Consider the following 19,759-nt stretch of genomic DNA (forward strand, 5'->3'; position numbering starts at 1 on the left):
ATCGAGGAAAGGATCTCTTTAAGTTACTAATAAACTTAATAATGAAACCACAATATGCCTTTTTGTAGGAAATTACCCAGCTAAGGGAGTTCCAAAAACAGAAGCAAAACCTGCACTAATTCCGGCAATTAAAACAATCTTTCTGTCACGTTTTGATAGTTTTAAAACTTTTGTAAATCTATCGGCAATGGCTCCGCCAATTTGTACTGCGGTTCCTTCACGCCCTGCAGAACCTCCAAAAAGATGGGTTAAAATGGTGCCAAACAAAACAAGAGGAGCCATTCTAAAAGGAATTATTTTTTTAGGCGTATGAAATTCCTCCAACAATAAATTATTCCCTTTTACAACACTATTGCCGTATAAATGATAAGATAAACCGACGATAAATCCACCAACAGGTAGTAATGAGATGATCCACAGATGAGATTCTCTCCAGTTGGTTGCCCATTCTAAGGCCAAAAGAAAAAAAGCGGAGACACTTCCTGCAATAGCGCCTAAGCTTAAGCAGATTAGAAGCCATTTTAAAAGATATAGTAGAGAGGGAATTTGTTCAAAGGAGAACAAAAAGTTTTTCAGTTTTGATATTTTCATATTGCCTTAAATAAATGATTCTACACTGGCATAAGCCATTAAAAATAGAAGTCATTAGCTCCAGATGGAACGGTTTAAGGCAGACATCATTGCCGATTTTGAAATGCAAAGGTAAACGTTTTAAGTAAAGTACCGCAATAAATAATAGCCTTTTCATTTGCTCTATCTCCATCCAAATGAATAAGAATATCCAATTACACTCCCTCAATTGAATGTAGAAAATACTACCGAAGCCCACTCCTTTCTGATGCATTTTGCATATCCAACGCCTGAGTAATTCTTGTTTTGAACCCTTCTATTGACATTTTTATAACCTACAGTAGCGTAACGATTGTATTTTTTGAGCATTTACAAAACTGAAAGTCAGCACTAGAATCATACAAGTGAATATTTCTTTCATTTTTTTCTTCATTATCAGAGCTCTCTTATAATAATTTTCAAAAAATAATTCTCGTGATAAGCCAATCCCAGGCTCCAAATACTTTTCAACGAATTAGAGCTAATCAACTATCTATTCTTGAAGCTTTAGGGTATTTTCAAACTCATTGAAAGTTTCCCAAACATCATTTAATTACTTCTGAAGAAAACGAATATATCGTGCATCTAGACTGAAAGCCTAATAATTGAATTACGCTTCCCAACCTCTCAAAATTACTCTTTTAAGTGCAAAACACTTCTTCACTTTGTCAAGCTGTTTTTCTTGGTTCACATGGAATCAATCGGGTAATTACTACCCAGTTTTAAATAAATGTCGATATTTGACAGATTTCTAACAGTCAACTTCTTAAGCTTCAAAGCCACAAGAATTCTCATTTGTGGTACAAAAGTTGGCATGAAGCTGTCTAGAAATAAGCTAACAACCTATTGATAACGTCTATGAAACACCATTTAGGTCTAATTAAAGAACCTTCTTACGAAACAAGAGTTGCTTTCTTACCTGAAGAGGTAAAAAAACTAATCGACAAATACGAAGTCAAGATTAGTGTAGAAAAAGAGTACGGAATTCAGTTGGGTATACCCGATACGGATTATACTGCCGCTGGTGCCAGTATGAGTTCTAAAAGTGACATTCTACAACATGCAAACCTCATCCTCTCTATAAATGATGCGATAGGAGAACAAGAAAGTATCCCTCCAGAAACTTCTTTTATTGGAATTTACAATCCGTTATTTTTTCCTGAACGTCTTCAGAAATATAAAAATCAACACGCTTTGGTCTATAGTTTAGACCGGCTACCACGTACCACTTTAGCACAAGCGATGGATGTGCGTTCTTCGTTAGACGCTTTATCGGGTTATAAGGCGGTTTTAAAAGCCACCGATTATTATTCCAAAGTTTTTCCTATGATTACCACCGCAACAAAAACGCTCAAACCTGCTCGAGTTTTGGTACTTGGAGCTGGAGTAGCGGGATTGCAAGCGATTGCTACCGCCAAGCGTTTGGGGGCTATTGTGCACGCTTTTGATGTACGAAAAGCGGCAGGAGAAGAGGTGCGAAGCTTAGGTGCTAAATTTATTGAAATAGAAGGGAATAAAGAAGAGACCAACGCCGGAGGTTATGCTGTAGAACAGGCAGACGACTATAAAAAGCGTCAGCAGGATCGCATTAACGAACAACTTCTCGCTACAGATTTGGTGATTTGCACGGCCAATATTCCGGGTAAGAAAGCTCCTATTTTAGTAGATGAAGACGGAGTTAAAAATATGCCTTCGGGAGCTGTAATTATAGATCTTGCTGCAGAGCAAGGTGGTAACTGCAGTCTCACCAAAAATAATGAAATAGTGAATTACAAATCGGTTAAAATTTTGGGCGATTCTCACTTATCTAGAGAACTTCCAGATGCTGCCTCTCAATTGTTATCGGGTAACTTTTTCAATTTTATCAAACACATGATAGAAAAAGGAGCAGACAACGATCTTATCACTGCCAGTCAAATCATTAATCAAGAAAATACTTAAGCCAATTATGGAGTTTTTAGAAAATAATTTAGAAGCCATTTACATTGTATTGCTTTGCGTTTTTATAGGCATCGAGGTACTCTCTAACGTTCCCGCTGTTTTGCACACGCCACTTATGTCTGGTGCCAACGCCATTAGCGGGGTGATTACTGTAGGCGCCATTGCTTTGGTGCTTAGTCTGCCAGAAGACGCTCATTGGGGCGCTCAAGTTCTGGGAGGAATCGCCGTGTTTTTAGGAACCCTCAATATTGCCGGAGGTTTTTTAGTCACCCGCAGAATGTTAAAAATGTTTACTACTAAAAAGTCTTAAGCTTATGAGTATTTTTATGAATATTGGTTATTTAATAGCCTCGTTTTCTTTTATCATCGGTTTAAAATTAATGAGTTCTCCAAAGCACGCCAATAAGGGTAATACCATTGCTGCTGCGGGAATGTTGATTGCCTTACTTAGTGTTTTCACCGGAGTTGTTACAGATAATATCAACTACACCAACCTTACGATTATCCTCGTCGCTATTTTACTGGGAGTCGTGGTAGGAAGACAAATGGCCGTGAAAGTAAAAATGACAGAAATGCCTCAAATGGTATCGCTGCTCAATGCCACCGGTGGTGGTTGTGCGATGCTTTTAGGTTGGATTGAAGCCATACAAATAACTTCGTTTATTGGAGTTGGGTCTCAAGCGCTTCTCAATCTAGGAACCCTTACGGGAGCTATCGCTTTTTCTGGAAGTATTGTCGCTTATTTAAAGCTCGCAGGAAAACTAAAGGATTACAATTCGGTGGTGGTTAATGCAACTTCCAAGCTTTTAATCTTTGTGTGTATTGCACTTCCTGTAGCTTACGCCACGCAAATTTTATCTATTTCGTTCTTTGAATTGACCATGGTGCTATTAGTGCTAGGTTTAATTTACGGAATTCTATTTGTAGTGCCTATTGGAGGAGCCGATATGCCTGTGGTAATTTCTTTACTGAATTCTATTACGGGAATTGCTACGGCTTTAGCCGGACTTTTACACGATAACAAAACCATGATTGCGGGTGGTATCTTTGTGGGAGCGGCAGGAATTTTTCTAACTATGCTAATGTGTAAAGCGATGAATCGTTCCTTATGGAAAGTGATTGCTGGAAACAGCAAAAGCAAAAATGGAGGAACGCAATCTGCACAAGAGCAAGAGATTCAAGAAACCAATGTTGCCGAAACCGTTACCAAATTACTTCTTGCGAATAAGATTGGAATTATCCCAGGATACGGAATGGCTGTTGCCCAAGCTCAACACACGTGTTTTCAGCTTCAGAAATTATTGATGCAACAAGAAAAAATCTTAGATTATATTATTCATCCCGTGGCCGGAAGAATGCCAGGACATATGAATGTGTTGTTAGCCGAAGCAAAAATTGAGTATGAATACCTCAAAGAAATGCACGAAACCAATGACCATATGGAGGAGTATGATTTATTGCTGGTGATTGGAGCAAACGATGTAGTGAACCCTGCGGCGGAAACCAATCCTGAAAGCCCCATTTATGGTATGCCTATTATAAAAGCGCATTTAAGCAAAAACGTGATTGTGCTTAAACGTAGTATGAATCCGGGGTATGCTGGGATTCCTAACGAATTATTTGAGAAGGAAAACTGTCAGCTTCTGTTTGGAGATGCACAAACCAACTTACAAGAAATTGTTCAGCAATTAAAAGTGTTAAGCTAGGGTTTTATAAGATTAATAGTATAATAAAGCCTCATAAAGACAAAACGAAATCTATGGATACCAATCAAAATTTAGCAGAGCGGGTGAAGGAATTGACTTGTCTTTATGAGGTTTCTTCTATTTTTCAGGAACACGATCAACAAGACACCAAAAGCATTTTAGATAAGGTTGCGCAAGTACTTAAAAAAGCTTTACGTAATTCTGATGAAGCCTGTGTGGAGATTAAAACTCCTAAACATCACGTAAAAACTGAAGAAATTCCTTCAGATAAAGTAAGCCAATCCAGTACTATTTTTCTGTTTAAAAAACCTTCGGGAACTATTCATATCCACTACCCTGCTTCTCATTTTCAGGAAGTAGATTTCTTAGAAGAAGAACAAAAGCTGTTGAATAAGGTGGCCTATGAAATCAGTATTTTTATTGAAAAAAGGGAACTTCAAGAAAAAGAGGAATGGTTGCAACGCAGCGCTCAACGCAACGACCGCTTGGCAATATTAGGAGAAATTACTGCGGGCATAGCGCACGAGCTCAATACGCCTTTAGGAAATATGTTAGGTTTTGCCGAATTTATTGAAGAACAAACCACAGATGCTTCGATTAGACGGGACAGTAAGAAAATTATAGAAGCTGCTATTTTCTCTAGAGAAGTGGTAAAAAAATTGATGTTCTTCGCTTGCGAAATGCCGCAAAACCGAGAACACATCAATATAAAACCTGTGGTAGAACAAGCGCTGAGTTTATTGAGTCAGAGTTTTAAAAAGGGAGAAGTAAATGTGAAGTTGGTAGCGAAAGAAGATGTAGAATCTCAAATTGACAGTATTCAGCTTACGCAAGTATTATTTAACTTGCTGATCAATGCAATTTATGCTTCTCCGCCAAACAGCACGATTACATGCAGTTTAACTCAAGATGAAGATCATATTTATATAGATATCGCAGACCAAGGAAAAGGAATTCCAGATCAATACGCTAAAAAGATATTTGATCCTTTTTTTACGACTAAACCCGTAGGTGAAGGTTCTGGCTTAGGCTTAAGTGTGGTCCACGGAATCATAAAAAGTCATAAAGGAACCATTAGCCATAGCCACAATAAACCCAAAGGAACCATTTTTGAAATAAGCATCCCTAAACAATATAATTAATGACTTTAAAGCGTGAAAATATTTTAATTGTAGATGATAATTACGATATGCTAGAGGTTTTACAACGTAACCTTAAAGCCTTAGATTATCATGTATACAAAGCGTCTTCTGTTCAAGAAGCGCTAGATATTCTCAAGCTTTCTGCCATCGACTTATTGATTACCGATATTCAGATGCCCGAAGTAAATGGCATCGAATTATTAAAATATGCCAATGAGCACTACCCATTTCTTCCTAAGTTAGTGATTACAGGCTTTCCTTCGGTCAATTCTGCAGTAGACGCTATTCAATCTGGCGCAACAGATTATTTGGTAAAACCTTTTACCAGTAAGGAACTAAAAAACTTGGTTCAAAAATCATTAAAAAACAAGAAAGCGAGTCCAATTCAATTCAGCAAAAAAAAGGTGGAACGAAGCGAAACTCCGTCGGTTTATGCGGGAATTATTGGTAAATCTACTCCCATTCAAAAAGTCATTGAAAGTATTGAGCGGGTAAAAAATAACCGCGCTACGATTTTAATTCAAGGAGAAAGCGGAACCGGAAAAGAACTTATTGCGCGCGCCATTCATTATAAAGGATCTTTTGCGGGTAATCCCTTTATCGCGGTAAACTGTGGCGCTATTCCAGAAAATTTATTAGAGTCTGAATTGTTTGGGTACGAAAAAGGAGCCTTTACAGGAGCCAATCATACCAAAGAAGGATTTTTTCAAGCAGCCAATTCTGGAACCATATTTTTAGATGAAATCGGAGCTGCTTCCGCCAGTGTACAAGTACGCTTATTGCGGGTTTTACAAGAAAAAGAGGTGACTAAAGTAGGAACTACAAAACCTCAAAAAATTCAAATTAGAGTCATCGCAGCCACCAACGAAGATCTGTATCAGCAAGTAAAACAAGGGACGTTTAGAGAAGATTTATATTACCGGTTAAACGTGGTAGATATTGATGTTCCCTCCCTTCAGCAACGAAAAGAAGATATTCCTTTATTGGCGCAACACTTTTTAACCAAATATGCCAAAGAATATGCTAAAGATAAATTGAAACTAAGCGATCGCATATATAAAGTGTTTCAGCGTTATGCGTGGCCAGGGAATATTCGAGAGCTAGAAAATTGCATTCAGAAATTAATTATTATGAATGACGATCAGGCCGATTTGCCCCAACTTCCTGCTCATTTTAAGTACAAAATAGAACCTACAGGAGAGGAGCAGTTTATGGCTTTAGAGCAAATGGAAAAACAATACATTCAAAAAGTATTATCTTCGGTAAATAACAATAAAACCAAAGCTGCGGAAATCTTAAAGATTAACCGAAAAACCCTGCGCAATAAGCTAGAATCATAAAAGCATATTTTATGATTATTTTTAAGAAGCTTAATGGACTTAATTCCTTGAAATTATACTACATTTATAGTTCCTGAGGAAGAATACGAAAACTTTACTTAAAGTAAATCGGTACATAATTCTTCTTCTGGGTAAATTTAACTCGGCCTAACCAATACATTAAAAGAGTAATAATTTTCTAATGTATTGATATTCAGTTTTTTTGACTAAATTAAAAATGAATCGAATGATCATGGTACACCTATTGAACACTACATAAGTAGAAATACTAGAACTTAACGAATACCTATCAATAACCGAATGTAACTGTAGTGCTTGCACTCAAAATCGATTCGGATTTATGCTAACCGCATAAAAAATTGCTATATTCAAATCATATAACTTAAACTTTTACTGCTAAAATTATACATAATTATGAGCAAAATTCAAGAGAAAAAACCAGCTACCATGTACGAAAACGTGATGCAACAATACAATCAAGTTGCAGACTCGATGGGGCTAAACAAGAATATAAAAAAAATATTAGGGATCACCAATAACGAGATCATCGTCAACTTTCCTGTGAGAATGGATAATGACGAGGTGAAGATTTTTACAGGCTACCGCGTTCAGCATAACAATGCTTTAGGACCATACAAAGGAGGCTTGCGTTACCACCCAACCATCGATGTAGATGATGCTAGAGCTTTAGCGATGTGGATGACTTGGAAAACTTCTTTAGCTGGACTGCCGTTTGGTGGCGCCAAAGGAGGAATCAAATTAGATCCTAGAGATTATTCTATTAGAGAATTAGAGAGAATTACAAGAAGATTTACCTATGCTTTAGGAGATAATATTGGACCAGATCAAGATATTCCTGCGCCAGACGTCAACACGAATGCACAAACGATGGCTTGGATATTAGACACCTATATGTCTACCAAGGCACCCTCTGCTCGTTCTCAAAACAGCCATATTGTTACCGGAAAACCTGTAGGATCTGGCGGATTAGAAGGAAGAGATCGTGCCACTGGATTTGGAGTTTTTCTTACCATCAAATTGTTTTTAGCCTCTCAAGGAAAAGACTTAAAAAATAAAACTTTTATTGTACAAGGTTTTGGTAATGTAGGTCAATGGGCTTCTAAATTTATGGTAGAAGAAGGTGCTAAACTAATTGCGGTACAAGATGCCCACGCCACTTTATATCATAAAGAAGGAATTGATCCCGTTGCTTTGGCAGAACATACCAAACCAAGAAAAGGATCTATTGAAGGTTTTGAAGGAACAGAAGAAATTAAACCAGAAGAATTCTTTGGTTTAGCATGTGATATTCTTATTCCTGCAGCTTTAGGGAACCAAATTAACGGAAGCAATGCCGCCAACATCAAGGCAAAAATTGTTGCCGAAGGTGCCAACGGGCCTGTTACGGGAGAAGGAGAAAAAATACTTTTAGAACGCGAGATCGCCATCATTCCAGATATTTTATGTAATTCTGGAGGGGTAATTGGTAGTTATTTTGAATGGCTACAAAACAGACACGGTGAGATTTGGCAGTTGGATGAAGTGATGCAAAAAATTGAGAAAAAACTTACCGAAAACTTTAAAAAAGTAGAGGAAGCTGTAAAAGAAAACAAAGTAGATTGGAGAACTGCAGCATACATTATTGCCATTTCACGTATTGAGTTGGCATATACGCAAAGAGGTATCTTCCCATAGTAAGTAATTAAGTTAAAAATGCTTGTGGTGCATTATATATGATTTTAGAACGTTTTATAATAAACAAAAACGCTCTTTTCTCTTAGAATAGTAGCGCACCACAAGTGCTTTTTTTAATGCAAGATTGAATATGAAATATGAAAATTTAATGATAGAAAAAAAGGAGTTTGATTTAATTAAAAGAATCATTTCCTTAGGTCGTTATCAACAAGATGATACGTACAGAACCTCTATATCTAAGTTGAAAGAAGAGCTGACGAAAGCAAAAGTTGTAAAAGAAAAAGACATGCCAGAAGATGTCATTCGCTTCAACTCTTTAGTAACGATCAAAACTCCATCTTTGGAGAAAACATACCAATTGGTAACCCCAGAACACGGCGATTTAAAAAATAATAAAATTTCTTTTTTAGCTCCTATGGGTCTTGCCTTATTCGGTTACGCCAAGGATGATGAGATTACTTGGCATTTCCCCTCTGGAGAAAGCGCCATTAAAATTATTGATGTAAAACAGACCACTTAAACACCATGGAAAATCCTATACAAGAACACCACGACGACGATGATATTCAAAGAATAAATCTTGAAAAAGATGTCAATGAATGGAACAAAGAAATTGAGTTTATACAAAAAGAACTTATTTTTTACTCTAAATTATTAGACTCCAAGCTTGTTAGAAAAGCAAATGCGAATGAAGAAGACGAGTCTTACATCTTATTAAAATCGGTAACACAACTGAAGGAGAAAAACAGTCAATTTCAGTTGCAATTGTTAGATTTCGAAAACAAATCAGAGGAGATTGTAGAGTGCGAAGACGTGCAATGCGAAACCTTCTTCCTTAACGAACACTTTAGCTTTAAGCAAAAACTTATTGCCCACGTAGCAAAAGTAAGAACGGTTAAGAAGATTATTTTTGACTTCTTTGAATCAAATTTATAAGGAGAAACTGTTTATAAGTCACAAAACCCATAAAGCAACTGCTCTATGGGTTTTGTGTTTTTAAATCTATTTGTAATATTTCTTTTTCAACCAAAAAGAGATTCGCACTAATAACATTAATGCTGGCACCTCAACTAAAGGACCTATAACACCTGTAAAAGCCTGTCCAGAACTTATTCCAAAAACAGCAATAGCTACTGCAATAGCCAATTCAAAATTATTCCCTGCAGCGGTAAAAGAAATAGCTACGTTTTTATCATATGTTGCTCCCATTGCTTTACTTATGAAGAAGCTAATTAAAAACATTAGCGCAAAATAAATAAGCAGAGGGATAGCGATAAGTACAACATCTCCAGGCAATTTCACTATATACTCTCCTTTAAGAGAAAACATTACTATAATAGTAAATAAAAGAGCCACAAGGGTTAACGGAGATATTTTAGGCAAGAACGTATGCGTATACCAATATTCTCCTTTTAATTTCACTAAAAAAACCCTGCTTAGAATTCCTAATAAAAATGGAATTCCTAAGTAGATCCCTACACTTTCTGCAATTGCAGCTATTGATATATCTACTATAGAACCATCAAAACCAAAATATGGAGGAAGTACAGTAATAAATAACCACGCATAAAAACTATAACCAAATACCTGAAAAATACTATTTAAAGCCACTAAACCTGCCCCATATTCGTTGTTGCCTTTCGCCAAGTCATTCCATACTATAACCATTGCAATACAACGTGCTAAGCCTATTAAGATTAGTCCTACCATGTATTCTGGATAATCTTTTAAGAATAGAATTGCCAGAAAAAACATTAGCACAGGACCAATAATCCAATTGAGAATTAAAGACACCGAGAGCACTTTTACATCTTTAAATACTTTTGGTAAAAGCGCGTAATTTACTTTTGCTAACGGTGGGTACATCATTAATATTAAACCTATAGCTATAGGAATATTTGTGGTTCCCTCCTGAAAAGAGTTAATATATTCTGGAAGATTTGGAATAAAATATCCCAAACCTACTCCTATAAACATCGCTACAAAAATCCATAAAGTTAAATAACGATTTAAAAATCCTAAACGTTTCGTATCACTCATTTTTTTAACTCTATCTGGGAAAAGACATATTTCATTTCTACGGCAATCTGCTCACTACGTTCTTTATATTTCTCAAATGCATTTGGTAGGCCATCAAACTCTTTAGGATCCTCATAAGTTAAAGCTATCCTCTTTTCTGCTCCAGGAATAAAAGGACAAGTTTCCGCTGCTTGTGAACAAGTCATTATTGCGCAAAACTGAGATTGGGGATTAAACTCATCATTAAATAATTTAGAAAAACCCATTATATTTGGCAGATTCTTTCCATAACCTACTCTATAGACAACATTCTCACCTTTAGAAAGACTATTTAAAGAAAAGCCCACATCCCTCAGTATATAAACTATTTGGGGATGCATTGCAGTAACCTCTGTTCCTCCAGAATAAATAAATACATTAGAAAAATCAAAAAAACTAGCCATACTTTGAGCCCAAATTTGACATAGATGACTCCTACGTGAATTATGAGTACAGATAAAATTGAGGTTGCACACTTCTTTTTTATCTGTTTTCTTCTGAATAAATTCTGTTAAAGTATTTAAAACTGTCTTTCTCTCTTGAGGTAAATCTTCTACAGCTAATTGATTGATGTAAGTAATTAAATTTGGAAAAAGTAAATCTTTCATATTTTGAAAATTAACAACAACCCGAATTTGGCGCACATGTATTCGCTGGCAAATCGCTAAGATTCATATTAACTTTCTCCTCTGGAATTCCACACTCCTCTTTTGCCAAACAGTCTGTTTGTTTAGGAATTAAATAAAAACGCTCCTCTTTAAAATACAAGGCATAAGTTTCTATGGTGTCTCCTTGGTACTCCACCTCCACTTCTTGATTCTTTAATTCTAAAGACTTCGTTGCCGTAGTTAAAATGGAAACCAGTTTTTCTGGATGCAAGCGATGATCATAATCTGCAGCTTCCCACAATTGAAGGCTTATTTTTTCTTCTTTACGGAATTGTCCTCCACAATCCACAAAACTCTTCTCTACTTTCGCCACTTCGGTGACATGAAAATGTGCCGGCACTAATTCCCCAGAAGGCAATTGAAATCCTAATTGAGTAAGCTTTTCTAAATGATTTTTAAATTCTTTTAAATTCATATTTTAAGTTTTTTATCGTCTGATAACGATGATTCTATTCAAATTTTTTTAACAGCAATCAGGCTCGGATAAAGACTGATGTAAGAAAGTAGACAAAATAGCTCTCATCTCTTTCCAATTCTCTTCATCAATGCAATAACAAACCCGAGTTCCAGCAATTTCACCTTTAATAAGTCCGATGGTTTTTAACTCTTTTAAATGCTGAGAGATGGTGGGTTGTGCCAATCCTATTTCTTTTACCAAGTCTCCGCAAACACACGTATTAATTTTAAACAAATGTTCTAAAATGGCGATGCGCGCAGGATGTCCCAGTACTCTAGCAAAGTTTGCCAGTTCATTTTGCTGCGGACTAAAAATTTCAGATTTGGTAATTCCCATAGTGACTCATTTTTATATTGCAATATTACGATAATAAAACAAAATACAATGCGTACTTTAGCGAAGAATTAATAATTCTCTCAAGCAAAAGATATGAAAGTAGCCCAATTACCCGCATCAGATTTTGAACATTACCTAAAGAACTACCTGCAAAAAGTGCCCGATCTTACGCTTTTAAAGAGCTTGGAATACAGTAGAGATTTGGTAAAGAATCTGTATCAAGGAATGTCTCCCGAAAAAGCATTATATACGTATGCAGATGATAAATGGACGCCTAAAGAAAGGCTGCTTCACCTCATCGATAGCGAAAGAATATTTTGCACCAGAGCCTTGCGCTTTGCGCGAAAAGATGAAACGGTTTTATCGGGATATAATCACGAAGCTTTTGTAGAGGAATCTTTAGCCAATGAACGCAGCTTATCAAGCTTATTGGAGGAATATAATGCGCAACGACAGAGTTCTATTTTTCTATTCAAATCCTTTACCCAAGAAATGCTTCAGCGTAAAGGAAACGCCAACGGTCTCGTAGTATCTGTAGCCGCAGTAGGATTGGTGATTTCGGGACACGAATTGCATCACGTACAAATTTTAAAAGATCGATATTTATAAAGTAAAAAAGCGGAATTGATATGTATCAATTCCGCTTTTTTATTTAGAAGTCTCTAAGATTACTCCAAGTTATCTTTATAAGTCCAAGCTTCATAACCGCCTTCTAGATCGTATATTTTCTCAAAACCAGCCTCTACAAGAATTTTTACGCATTTTTCGCTTCTTCCGCCTGTTTTGCAGTATACTGCAACCGGTTGAGATTTATCTAACTTAGAAATGTTAAGTTCAAAATCTTCGTCATATACAATATTTTGAGCCCCTTCTAAATGCTCAGACTCAAAGTCACTCATTTCTCTTACATCAATCAGCTGTGTGTTGTCCAAATTCATGATCTCTTTCATTTCTTCTTGAGAAACCATGGTTACTTGATTATTTTTAGGCTCAGTGCAAGAGCTAGAAATCAATAAAGTACTCAGTACAAAAAGAATTATCCAGTTGTTATTTTTCATAAGTAATACTGTTCAAGTCACTCTCCCAGCTAGAATAACTGTTCATTAAAAAGTAAACTAGTTTAAAATCTTCTTTAAATAAAACCGAAGCCGCTTTCATAGCTTCATCTTCTTTTTCGGCATACAGTATTATGGTTTCATCTTTATCAAACTTCTCCATAGTGTGTTGAAACGTATTTGTAAATTCTATATGTTGCGCTCCATTTATATGGCTTTTTGCATAACTTTTCCTATCCCGAAGATCTATCACAAAAACGCTTTCCTCTTTCATAGTCTCCTGCAATTCTATAGGAGTGATAGATTTCATCTTCTTGGGCTCACAGCTTATAAATATGACCGCAATAAGTCCTAATAAAAGAAGCTTTCTAAACATTTGTTTTAATCTTGTTCTGTTTTTCCTTCCCAATCAGAAAAGCCGCCTTGTAAATTATGAGTTTTCTCAAAACCCATTTGATCTAATATTTGACAAGCTTGTGTACTTCTTCCGCCAGAGCGACAATAAATATAGTACTCTTTAGATTTATCGAGCTGATTAATCGCATCCATAAATTCTTGTGGCTGGTGAATATCTATTAAAGTAGCGCCAGGAATATAGCCTTCCTCCCACTCTTCTTGAGTTCTTACATCCAAAATCTCTACGTTAGCTTCATTTTCAATTGCTTTTTGCCACTCTTCTTGTGTTAAGTCTTTCATCTATGCATTTATTTTAGTAAAATGCAAATTTACCATTTTAAACTCAATTGAAGAATATGGCGAATACGAAGTTGTAAAAAAGTTGCCTTTCATGTTAAATTGGGATGGCAGAAAAAACATTAGTGACTCAACAGAAATGTTTTATCCATTCGGAAGATTTTATTATAATTAAATCAGCCCGAGAAAAAACTAACTTTTACACAGGAAAACTCTCTGATAATCAAAGAGATAATATGATTAAAGATCTTCTTAAACCAGAAATAAATTTTAAGTTTTATTTTAAATTGTTGTAGAAAAAGAAAAACGTTTATATCTTTGCATTCATGTTTTCAAAAACTGTATATACTTGGTGGTGGATTAACTTACGTCAAACGTCGTGAGCTAGCTACTAGTTTGTATAATCTATTATATAAAAAGGCTTGTCATTCACGACAAGCCTTTTTTCATGCCTAAAAATTAAAATATTGCTATGTATACGTTAACCACTTCCTCCAAAAAAATAATCGCAGATACCATCACTCCAGTGAGTATTTACCTGAAATTAAGAGATAAATATCCTCACAGTCTTTTATTAGAAAGTAGTGATTACCACGCCAATAATAATAGTTTTTCCTACATCTGTTGTAACCCGATTGCTTCTATTGAGGTTAAAAATAAAATGATTCATATTCAGTATCCAGATGGGAAATTAGAAAAAAAGCCGATTACAGATCAAGTTAATGTGATGGAAGAAATTCAAGCTTTCGCGGAAGTATTTCAAACTCAAAATCAGCCGTATTCCTTTATTCATAATGGTTTGTTTGGATATACTGGCTATGATGCCGTTAGGTATTTTGAAGACGTAACGATTGAGCAAAAAGAAAATAAGTTAGATATTCCTGATATGTACTATGCCGTATATCAAAATATCATTGCTATTAATCATTTTAATAATGAAGCTTACTTATTTTCTCATACCTATCAAAAAGAAGACAATCTAGAGGAGATTTATAATTTAATAAGCGTTCAAGATTTTGCTGAATTTGATTTTGAACTTAACGGAGAAATCACCTCTAATATAGATGATGAAACTTACCGTAATAATGTCTTAAAAGCAAAAGAACATTGTGCACGAGGAGATGTATTTCAACTTGTACTCTCCAAACGCTTTTCACAAAAATATAAAGGAGACGATTTTAATGTATATCGAGCCTTAAGAAGTGTAAACCCATCTCCTTACTTATTTTACTTTGATTATGGTAATTTTAAAATTTTTGGTAGCTCTCCAGAAGCTCAAATTGTGATACAAGGAGATCTTGCTGAAATTCATCCCATTGCAGGAACTATAAAACGCACGGGGGATGATGAGAAAGATGCCGCTGCTGCACAACAACTGGCGAAAGATCCTAAAGAAAATAGTGAACATGTGATGCTGGTCGATTTAGCCCGAAATGATTTAAGTAGAAATTCTTCTGAAGTTAAAGTGGAAACCTACAGAGAAATTCAATTTTTTTCTCACGTTATTCATTTAGTGAGTAAAGTGACAGGAAAAAAGAAAAAAGATATTCCTAGCTTACAATTAGTAGCAGATACCTTTCCTGCAGGAACACTTAGCGGAGCACCAAAACACAAAGCGCTTCAACTTATCGAGAAATATGAAACCGTTAATCGTACTTTTTACGCTGGTGCCATTGGAGTAATGGATTTTAAAGGAAACTTTAATCACGCCATTATGATAAGAACCTTTCTAAGTAAAGATCATCAACTGCATTGGCAAGCAGGAGCAGGAATTGTAACCGATTCTACTCCAGAAAATGAATTACAAGAAGTCTATCATAAATTAGCCGCCCTTACAAAAGCTTTAAATATCGCAACACAACTTTAATATGAAAAAAATATTAGTCATAGATAATTACGACAGTTTTGTGTATAATCTAGTACATTATTTAGAAGACCTCAACTGCCAAGTCACCGTTAAGCGGAATGATCAACTTTACTTAGAAGAAGTAGAAGATTACGATAAGATTTTACTTTCTCCAGGACCAGGCATCCCTGAGGAAGCAGGTTTATTAAAAGAGATTATCCAAACTTACGCCAGTACAAAACCTATGTTGGGCGTTTGTTTAGGGCAACAAGCAATCGCTGAAGTTTTTGGAGGAAAACTCAACAATCTAGACAAAGTGTACCACGGGGTTGCAACTTCTATTGACATTATAGAGGAGGATTCTGTTTTATTTAAAGACCTTCCTAAAAAACTGGAAGTAGGTCGCTACCACTCTTGGATAGTTCAAGAACTTCCTGAGGTTTTAATCCCCACCTCTTATGATGAAAACGGACAAATTATGTCTATAAAACACAGAGATTTTCCTGTCTTTGCGGTACAATTTCATCCAGAGTCGGTATTGACTCCGTTAGGAAAAAAAATATTAGAGAACTGGGTAAATCACGCTTAAAAAGTAATTATGAAAGAGATTTTAAATAAATTAACTCATCACCAAATCTTAACAAAAGGGGAGGCTAAAGAAAGCTTAATTCAAATTTCTAAAGGAAACTACAATCCCACACAAATTGCTTCTTTTCTAACCACTTATATGATGCGAAGTATTCGTATTGAAGAATTAGAAGGTTTTAGAGACGCTTTATTAGAACTTTGTATTCCTATTGATCTATCGGCTTATCAACCTATTGATTTATGCGGAACAGGTGGAGACCATAAAAACACCTTCAATATTTCTACGCTGGCTTCTTTTATTACCGCAGGAGCAGGAATTGCTGTTGCAAAACATGGCAATTATAGTATATCCTCCATTAGTGGAAGTAGCAATGTTCTAGAATCCTTGGGTGTTAAATTCTCTAGTGAGGAGAAATTTTTACAACACTGTATAGAAGAAACCAATCTTTGCGTTTTACATGCACCGCTATTTCATCCCGCTATGAAAGCGGTAGCGTCTGTGAGAAAGGATTTAGCAGTTAAAACCTTTTTTAATATGCTAGGGCCCATGGTAAATCCCGCTTTTCCCAAAAAGCAAGTCGTAGGTGTTTTTAGTCTAGAATTAGCAAGGATGTATCACTACTTATATCAAAAAACCCCAAAATCATATACTATTGTTCACGCTTTAGATGCTTATGATGAAGTTTCTCTTACTGGTGATACAAAAATTTTCACCGCTAGTAAAGAAAATGTTTTAACACCTCAAGATTTTGGCTATTCCAAAATTAATCCACAAGAAATTTATGGCGGTAATTCTGTAGAGAAGGCAACAAAACTTTTTTATACTATCCTTAGCGGAAAAGGAACGGAGTCACAAAATGCCGTAGTGATTGCTAATTCCGCTTTAGCGATAGCAACTGCCAAAAATATAAATTTACCCGAAGCCTTAGCTGCTGCAAAAGAATCTCTACTTTCTAATAAAGCCTTGGAGGTCTTAAAAAAGGTTCAAAAAATTAGTGCCTAATGGAAACGATATTAGAAAAAATAATACATCAAAAAAAGAAAGAGGTTATGCTTAAAGAAAGCCTCATTTCTCGTAAACAACTAGAAAATAGCGAACTTTTTAAACGTCATACTTTTTCTTTAAGTGAACAAATAAAAACTTCTCCTTTAGGTTTTGGAATTATTGCAGAACATAAAAGACGATCTCCGTCTAGGTCTAGCATCAATACATCTCTACTCGTTCAAGAAGTTTTGGAGGCTTATGAGAATGCAGGTGTTAACGGAGCCTCCATCTTAACAGACAACAGTTTCTTTGGTGGTTCACTAGAAGATTTACTTTTGGCGAGAGCTACTGTAAAACTCCCACTCTTAAGAAAAGACTTTATTATAGAGGAATATCAAGTTATAGAAGCCAAAGCTTTTGGTGCAGATGCAATTTTACTTATCGCTGCGACCTTAACTAAACAAAAAGTCAACTCTTTAACCAAATTAGCTCAAAACTTAGGTTTAGAGGTATTATTAGAAGTTCATAACTTTAAAGAACTAGAGCAAAATATAGATACTCCCGTACAATTAATGGGCGTCAATAATAGAAACCTAAAAACTTTTGAAGTAAGCCTAGAGAATAGTTTAAGTTTAGTTCATCATATTCCAGATGGAGTAGTAAAAATTTCTGAAAGTGGAATCAATTCTGCGGAAGCAATAAAAACTTTATACGATGTAGGATATGATGGTTTCTTAATTGGAGAACATTTTATGAAAACCAATGATCCAGAAAAAGAAGTGAAAAATTTTATACATAAAATCTGTCAACTCATTCCTAAAAAAAATGAATCTAAAAATCAAAATTTGCGGCATGAAACACCCAGATAATATCAAAAAGGTTTCTGCACTTTCTCCAGATTATATAGGCTTTATTTTCTATAAGAAATCACCACGTTACCTTACTCAAATTCCCGAAAATATACCAGAGGGAATAAAAAAAACAGGAGTTTTTGTAAATGAAGAATATGATCAAATTTTAGATAAAGTGAGACTTTTTAATTTACAAGCCGTACAGTTACACGGAGAAGAATCTGTAGAATTATGTGAGAAATTGAGACATCAAAACTTAGAAGTCATCAAAGCTTTTTCTATAGACGACGACTTTAATTTTGAGAAAATCCATTCTTATCAAAAAGTTACCGACTATTTTTTATTTGATACCAAAGGAAAAAATTATGGAGGCAACGGCCTTGCTTTCAACTGGAGTATTTTACAAAATTACAGATTTAGTCATCCATTTTTTTTAAGTGGAGGAATTGGTTTAGAACACAGCGAAGAAATCAAAAAAATAAATGATTCCTCTCTACCATTAGTAGGAATCGATCTTAACAGCAAGTTTGAAATAGCTCCAGGATTAAAAGACATCCAAAAATTAAAAAAAATGAAAGAATCTCTCTTATGAAAAATTCATATCATATCAACGAAAAGGGGTATTATGGTGAGTTTGGAGGTGCATTTGTACCCGAAATGCTTCAACCCAATTTAGCCGAATTAAAAGAGCAATATCTAGAAATTCTTCAGGATAAAAAGTTTCAAGAAGAATTTCAAGACCTTCTGCAACACTACGTAGGACGACCTACTCCCCTCTACTATGCAAAGCGCTTAAGCGAAAAATATAAAACTCAAATTTACCTTAAGAGAGAAGACCTTTGCCATACGGGCGCTCATAAAATAAACAATACCATTGGTCAAACCTTGCTAGCCAAACGCTTAGGCAAAAAAAGAATTATTGCCGAAACTGGTGCAGGCCAGCACGGTGTAGCTACGGCGACCGTTTGCGCGCTCATAGGATTACCTTGCGTCATTTATATGGGCGCTATAGATATGGAAAGGCAAGCGCCAAATGTTGCCCGCATGAAAATGTTAGGCGCTACAATTATTGCTGCTACATCGGGCAGTAAAACTTTAAAAGATGCCACCAACGAAGCCATTAGAGATTGGATTCAAAATCCTAGCGACACCCATTATATTATAGGTTCTGTGGTGGGACCGCACCCTTATCCAGATTTGGTGGCGCGATTGCAAGGCGTGATTTCTAAAGAAATTAAAGTGCAACTTTTAAAAGCCGAAGGTAAAGAAAATCCAGATTATGTGATTGCCTGCGTTGGTGGAGGGAGCAACGCTGCGGGAGCTTTTTATCATTTTTTAGAAGAGGAAAAAGTGAAACTTATTGCTGTAGAAGCTGCAGGGAAGGGTATAGATTCTGGCGAAAGTGCAGCTACTTCTATCTTAGGCAACATAGGAATCATTCACGGGAGTAAAACTTTATTAATGCAAAGTAAAGACGGTCAAATCACCGAGCCTTATTCTATTTCGGCAGGATTAGATTATCCCGGCGTAGGCCCCTTACACGCTCATTTATATCAAACCAAAAGAGCAGATTTTATGGCCATTACAGATGATGATGCGATGAAAGCAGGACTTCAATTATCACAACTAGAAGGCATCATTCCCGCGATAGAAACCTCCCACGCTCTAGCGGTTTTAGAACAAAGAAAGTTTAAAAAAGAAGAGGTTGTAGTAATTAATCTATCTGGGCGTGGCGATAAAGATTTACAAACCTATATCGATTATTTTAATTTTTAAGGGCGTTCGAGCG

At 35.8% G+C, this 19,759-nt stretch carries 22 protein-coding genes, 1 pseudogene and 1 riboswitch; of the genes and pseudogenes, 15 read left to right on the forward strand and 8 right to left on the reverse strand.

Annotated elements, in window-relative coordinates; translation table 11 throughout:
* Positions 1-75 precede the first annotated feature (75 nt).
* A pseudogene (locus tag RBU60_RS07640) lies at positions 76-591 on the reverse strand (chloride channel protein); the annotation flags it as partial.
* A 38-nt stretch (positions 592-629) separates the two neighbouring features.
* Positions 630-694, reverse strand: a riboswitch (Fluoride riboswitch).
* 773 nt (positions 695-1,467) lie between these two features.
* On the opposite strand from RBU60_RS07640, the gene RBU60_RS07645 reads away from it, so the two are divergent.
* The 8 genes from RBU60_RS07645 to RBU60_RS07680 all read left to right on the forward strand — a co-directional run bounded on the left by RBU60_RS07645 (position 1,468) and on the right by RBU60_RS07680 (position 9,369).
* Positions 1,468-2,550, forward strand: coding sequence for an NAD(P) transhydrogenase subunit alpha (locus tag RBU60_RS07645; RefSeq protein ID WP_308864191.1), 1,083 nt, complete (start codon positions 1,468-1,470; stop codon positions 2,548-2,550).
* A 7-nt stretch (positions 2,551-2,557) separates the two neighbouring features.
* On the forward strand, positions 2,558-2,860 hold the full coding sequence (locus RBU60_RS07650; RefSeq protein WP_308864192.1) for an NAD(P) transhydrogenase subunit alpha: 303 nt from the start codon (positions 2,558-2,560) through the stop codon (positions 2,858-2,860).
* A gap of 4 nt (positions 2,861-2,864) precedes the next feature.
* The gene (locus tag RBU60_RS07655) at positions 2,865-4,256 is read left to right on the forward strand and encodes an NAD(P)(+) transhydrogenase (Re/Si-specific) subunit beta (RefSeq protein WP_308864193.1); all 1,392 of its coding nucleotides are present in this window, start codon (positions 2,865-2,867) and stop codon (positions 4,254-4,256) included.
* Between the two features lie 53 nt (positions 4,257-4,309).
* The gene (locus RBU60_RS07660) at positions 4,310-5,398 is read left to right on the forward strand and encodes a sensor histidine kinase (RefSeq protein ID WP_308864194.1); all 1,089 of its coding nucleotides are present in this window, start codon (positions 4,310-4,312) and stop codon (positions 5,396-5,398) included.
* Complete coding sequence (locus RBU60_RS07665) at positions 5,398-6,738, forward strand: sigma-54-dependent transcriptional regulator (protein ID WP_308864195.1); 1,341 nt, start codon at positions 5,398-5,400, stop codon at positions 6,736-6,738. The genes RBU60_RS07660 and RBU60_RS07665 overlap by 1 nt, the downstream gene beginning before the upstream one ends.
* A 414-nt stretch (positions 6,739-7,152) precedes the next feature.
* The gene (locus RBU60_RS07670; RefSeq protein WP_308864196.1) at positions 7,153-8,433 is read left to right on the forward strand and encodes a Glu/Leu/Phe/Val family dehydrogenase; all 1,281 of its coding nucleotides are present in this window, start codon (positions 7,153-7,155) and stop codon (positions 8,431-8,433) included.
* A 148-nt stretch (positions 8,434-8,581) separates the two neighbouring features.
* A complete protein-coding gene (locus tag RBU60_RS07675) occupies positions 8,582-8,953 on the forward strand; it encodes a GreA/GreB family elongation factor (RefSeq protein ID WP_308864197.1) in 372 nt (123 codons plus the stop codon).
* Between the two features lie 5 nt (positions 8,954-8,958).
* On the forward strand, positions 8,959-9,369 hold the full coding sequence (locus RBU60_RS07680) for a hypothetical protein (protein ID WP_308864198.1): 411 nt from the start codon (positions 8,959-8,961) through the stop codon (positions 9,367-9,369).
* A gap of 66 nt (positions 9,370-9,435) precedes the next feature.
* Here the strand turns inward: RBU60_RS07680 and arsB are convergent, their stop codons facing one another.
* The 4 genes from arsB to RBU60_RS07700 are packed head-to-tail and all read right to left on the reverse strand — an operon-like array spanning position 9,436 to position 11,952.
* Positions 9,436-10,473 (reverse strand): ACR3 family arsenite efflux transporter, encoded by a 1,038-nt coding sequence (gene arsB / locus RBU60_RS07685; RefSeq protein ID WP_308864200.1) that lies wholly within the window; start codon positions 10,471-10,473, stop codon positions 9,436-9,438.
* Positions 10,470-11,099, reverse strand: a complete 630-nt coding sequence (locus RBU60_RS07690; RefSeq protein ID WP_308864201.1) for an arsenate-mycothiol transferase ArsC — start codon at positions 11,097-11,099, stop codon at positions 10,470-10,472. Before RBU60_RS07690 ends, arsB begins: the two co-directional genes overlap by 4 nt.
* A 10-nt stretch (positions 11,100-11,109) precedes the next feature.
* The gene (locus RBU60_RS07695; RefSeq protein ID WP_308864202.1) at positions 11,110-11,574 is read right to left on the reverse strand and encodes a DUF6428 family protein; all 465 of its coding nucleotides are present in this window, start codon (positions 11,572-11,574) and stop codon (positions 11,110-11,112) included.
* Between the two features lie 48 nt (positions 11,575-11,622).
* Entirely contained in the window at positions 11,623-11,952 is a 330-nt protein-coding gene (locus RBU60_RS07700; protein WP_308864203.1) for an ArsR/SmtB family transcription factor, read from the reverse strand.
* 93 nt (positions 11,953-12,045) lie between these two features.
* On the opposite strand from RBU60_RS07700, the gene RBU60_RS07705 reads away from it, so the two are divergent.
* The gene (locus RBU60_RS07705) at positions 12,046-12,561 is read left to right on the forward strand and encodes a DinB family protein (protein WP_308864204.1); all 516 of its coding nucleotides are present in this window, start codon (positions 12,046-12,048) and stop codon (positions 12,559-12,561) included.
* A 59-nt stretch (positions 12,562-12,620) separates the two neighbouring features.
* On the opposite strand, the gene RBU60_RS07710 is transcribed toward RBU60_RS07705, so the two are convergent.
* The 3 genes from RBU60_RS07710 to RBU60_RS07720 are packed head-to-tail and all read right to left on the reverse strand — an operon-like array spanning position 12,621 to position 13,703.
* Positions 12,621-13,010 (reverse strand): rhodanese-like domain-containing protein, encoded by a 390-nt coding sequence (locus tag RBU60_RS07710; protein WP_308864205.1) that lies wholly within the window; start codon positions 13,008-13,010, stop codon positions 12,621-12,623.
* Positions 13,000-13,383, reverse strand: a complete 384-nt coding sequence (locus RBU60_RS07715; RefSeq protein WP_308864207.1) for a rhodanese-like domain-containing protein — start codon at positions 13,381-13,383, stop codon at positions 13,000-13,002. The genes RBU60_RS07710 and RBU60_RS07715 overlap by 11 nt, the downstream gene beginning before the upstream one ends.
* 5 nt (positions 13,384-13,388) lie before the next feature.
* Positions 13,389-13,703, reverse strand: coding sequence for a rhodanese-like domain-containing protein (locus tag RBU60_RS07720; RefSeq protein WP_308864208.1), 315 nt, complete (start codon positions 13,701-13,703; stop codon positions 13,389-13,391).
* 469 nt (positions 13,704-14,172) lie between these two features.
* On the opposite strand from RBU60_RS07720, the gene RBU60_RS07725 reads away from it, so the two are divergent.
* Genes RBU60_RS07725 through trpB form a run of 6 tightly spaced genes read left to right on the forward strand, consistent with a single transcriptional unit; the run spans position 14,173 to position 19,746 of the window.
* A complete protein-coding gene (locus RBU60_RS07725) occupies positions 14,173-15,567 on the forward strand; it encodes an anthranilate synthase component I family protein (protein WP_308864209.1) in 1,395 nt (464 codons plus the stop codon).
* Position 15,568: 1 nt separating this feature from the next.
* On the forward strand, positions 15,569-16,135 hold the full coding sequence (locus tag RBU60_RS07730; protein WP_308864210.1) for an anthranilate synthase component II: 567 nt from the start codon (positions 15,569-15,571) through the stop codon (positions 16,133-16,135).
* A 9-nt stretch (positions 16,136-16,144) separates the two neighbouring features.
* Entirely contained in the window at positions 16,145-17,137 is a 993-nt protein-coding gene (trpD, locus tag RBU60_RS07735) for an anthranilate phosphoribosyltransferase (protein WP_308864211.1), read from the forward strand.
* Positions 17,137-17,988, forward strand: a complete 852-nt coding sequence (gene trpC / locus RBU60_RS07740) for an indole-3-glycerol phosphate synthase TrpC (RefSeq protein ID WP_308864212.1) — start codon at positions 17,137-17,139, stop codon at positions 17,986-17,988. The genes trpD and trpC overlap by 1 nt, the downstream gene beginning before the upstream one ends.
* On the forward strand, positions 17,972-18,562 hold the full coding sequence (locus RBU60_RS07745; RefSeq protein ID WP_308864213.1) for a phosphoribosylanthranilate isomerase: 591 nt from the start codon (positions 17,972-17,974) through the stop codon (positions 18,560-18,562). Before trpC ends, RBU60_RS07745 begins: the two co-directional genes overlap by 17 nt.
* Entirely contained in the window at positions 18,559-19,746 is a 1,188-nt protein-coding gene (trpB, locus tag RBU60_RS07750) for a tryptophan synthase subunit beta (protein WP_308864214.1), read from the forward strand. The genes RBU60_RS07745 and trpB overlap by 4 nt, the downstream gene beginning before the upstream one ends.
* Positions 19,747-19,759 lie beyond the last annotated feature (13 nt).

The sequence above is a fragment of the Mesonia profundi genome, assembly GCF_031085155.1.
In the GTDB taxonomy this organism is placed as follows: Bacteria; Bacteroidota; Bacteroidia; order Flavobacteriales; family Flavobacteriaceae; genus Mesonia; species Mesonia profundi.

Bases quoted from the DNA above. Each gene is read 5' to 3' on its own strand.
- RBU60_RS07645 (WP_308864191.1), top strand. From the start codon at position 1,468: ATGAAACACCATTTAGGTCTAATTAAAGAACCTTCTTACGAAACAAGA.
- RBU60_RS07650 (WP_308864192.1), top strand. From the start codon at position 2,558: ATGGAGTTTTTAGAAAATAATTTAGAAGCCATTTACATTGTATTGCTT.
- RBU60_RS07655 (WP_308864193.1), top strand. From the start codon at position 2,865: ATGAGTATTTTTATGAATATTGGTTATTTAATAGCCTCGTTTTCTTTT.
- RBU60_RS07660 (WP_308864194.1), top strand. From the start codon at position 4,310: ATGGATACCAATCAAAATTTAGCAGAGCGGGTGAAGGAATTGACTTGT.
- RBU60_RS07665 (WP_308864195.1), top strand. From the start codon at position 5,398: ATGACTTTAAAGCGTGAAAATATTTTAATTGTAGATGATAATTACGAT.
- RBU60_RS07670 (WP_308864196.1), top strand. From the start codon at position 7,153: ATGAGCAAAATTCAAGAGAAAAAACCAGCTACCATGTACGAAAACGTG.
- RBU60_RS07675 (WP_308864197.1), top strand. From the start codon at position 8,582: ATGATAGAAAAAAAGGAGTTTGATTTAATTAAAAGAATCATTTCCTTA.
- RBU60_RS07680 (WP_308864198.1), top strand. From the start codon at position 8,959: ATGGAAAATCCTATACAAGAACACCACGACGACGATGATATTCAAAGA.
- arsB (WP_308864200.1), bottom strand. From the start codon at position 10,473: ATGAGTGATACGAAACGTTTAGGATTTTTAAATCGTTATTTAACTTTA.
- RBU60_RS07690 (WP_308864201.1), bottom strand. From the start codon at position 11,099: ATGAAAGATTTACTTTTTCCAAATTTAATTACTTACATCAATCAATTA.
- RBU60_RS07695 (WP_308864202.1), bottom strand. From the start codon at position 11,574: ATGAATTTAAAAGAATTTAAAAATCATTTAGAAAAGCTTACTCAATTA.
- RBU60_RS07700 (WP_308864203.1), bottom strand. From the start codon at position 11,952: ATGGGAATTACCAAATCTGAAATTTTTAGTCCGCAGCAAAATGAACTG.
- RBU60_RS07705 (WP_308864204.1), top strand. From the start codon at position 12,046: ATGAAAGTAGCCCAATTACCCGCATCAGATTTTGAACATTACCTAAAG.
- RBU60_RS07710 (WP_308864205.1), bottom strand. From the start codon at position 13,010: ATGAAAAATAACAACTGGATAATTCTTTTTGTACTGAGTACTTTATTG.
- RBU60_RS07715 (WP_308864207.1), bottom strand. From the start codon at position 13,383: ATGTTTAGAAAGCTTCTTTTATTAGGACTTATTGCGGTCATATTTATA.
- RBU60_RS07720 (WP_308864208.1), bottom strand. From the start codon at position 13,703: ATGAAAGACTTAACACAAGAAGAGTGGCAAAAAGCAATTGAAAATGAA.
- RBU60_RS07725 (WP_308864209.1), top strand. From the start codon at position 14,173: ATGTATACGTTAACCACTTCCTCCAAAAAAATAATCGCAGATACCATC.
- RBU60_RS07730 (WP_308864210.1), top strand. From the start codon at position 15,569: ATGAAAAAAATATTAGTCATAGATAATTACGACAGTTTTGTGTATAAT.
- trpD (WP_308864211.1), top strand. From the start codon at position 16,145: ATGAAAGAGATTTTAAATAAATTAACTCATCACCAAATCTTAACAAAA.
- trpC (WP_308864212.1), top strand. From the start codon at position 17,137: ATGGAAACGATATTAGAAAAAATAATACATCAAAAAAAGAAAGAGGTT.
- RBU60_RS07745 (WP_308864213.1), top strand. From the start codon at position 17,972: ATGAAACACCCAGATAATATCAAAAAGGTTTCTGCACTTTCTCCAGAT.
- trpB (WP_308864214.1), top strand. From the start codon at position 18,559: ATGAAAAATTCATATCATATCAACGAAAAGGGGTATTATGGTGAGTTT.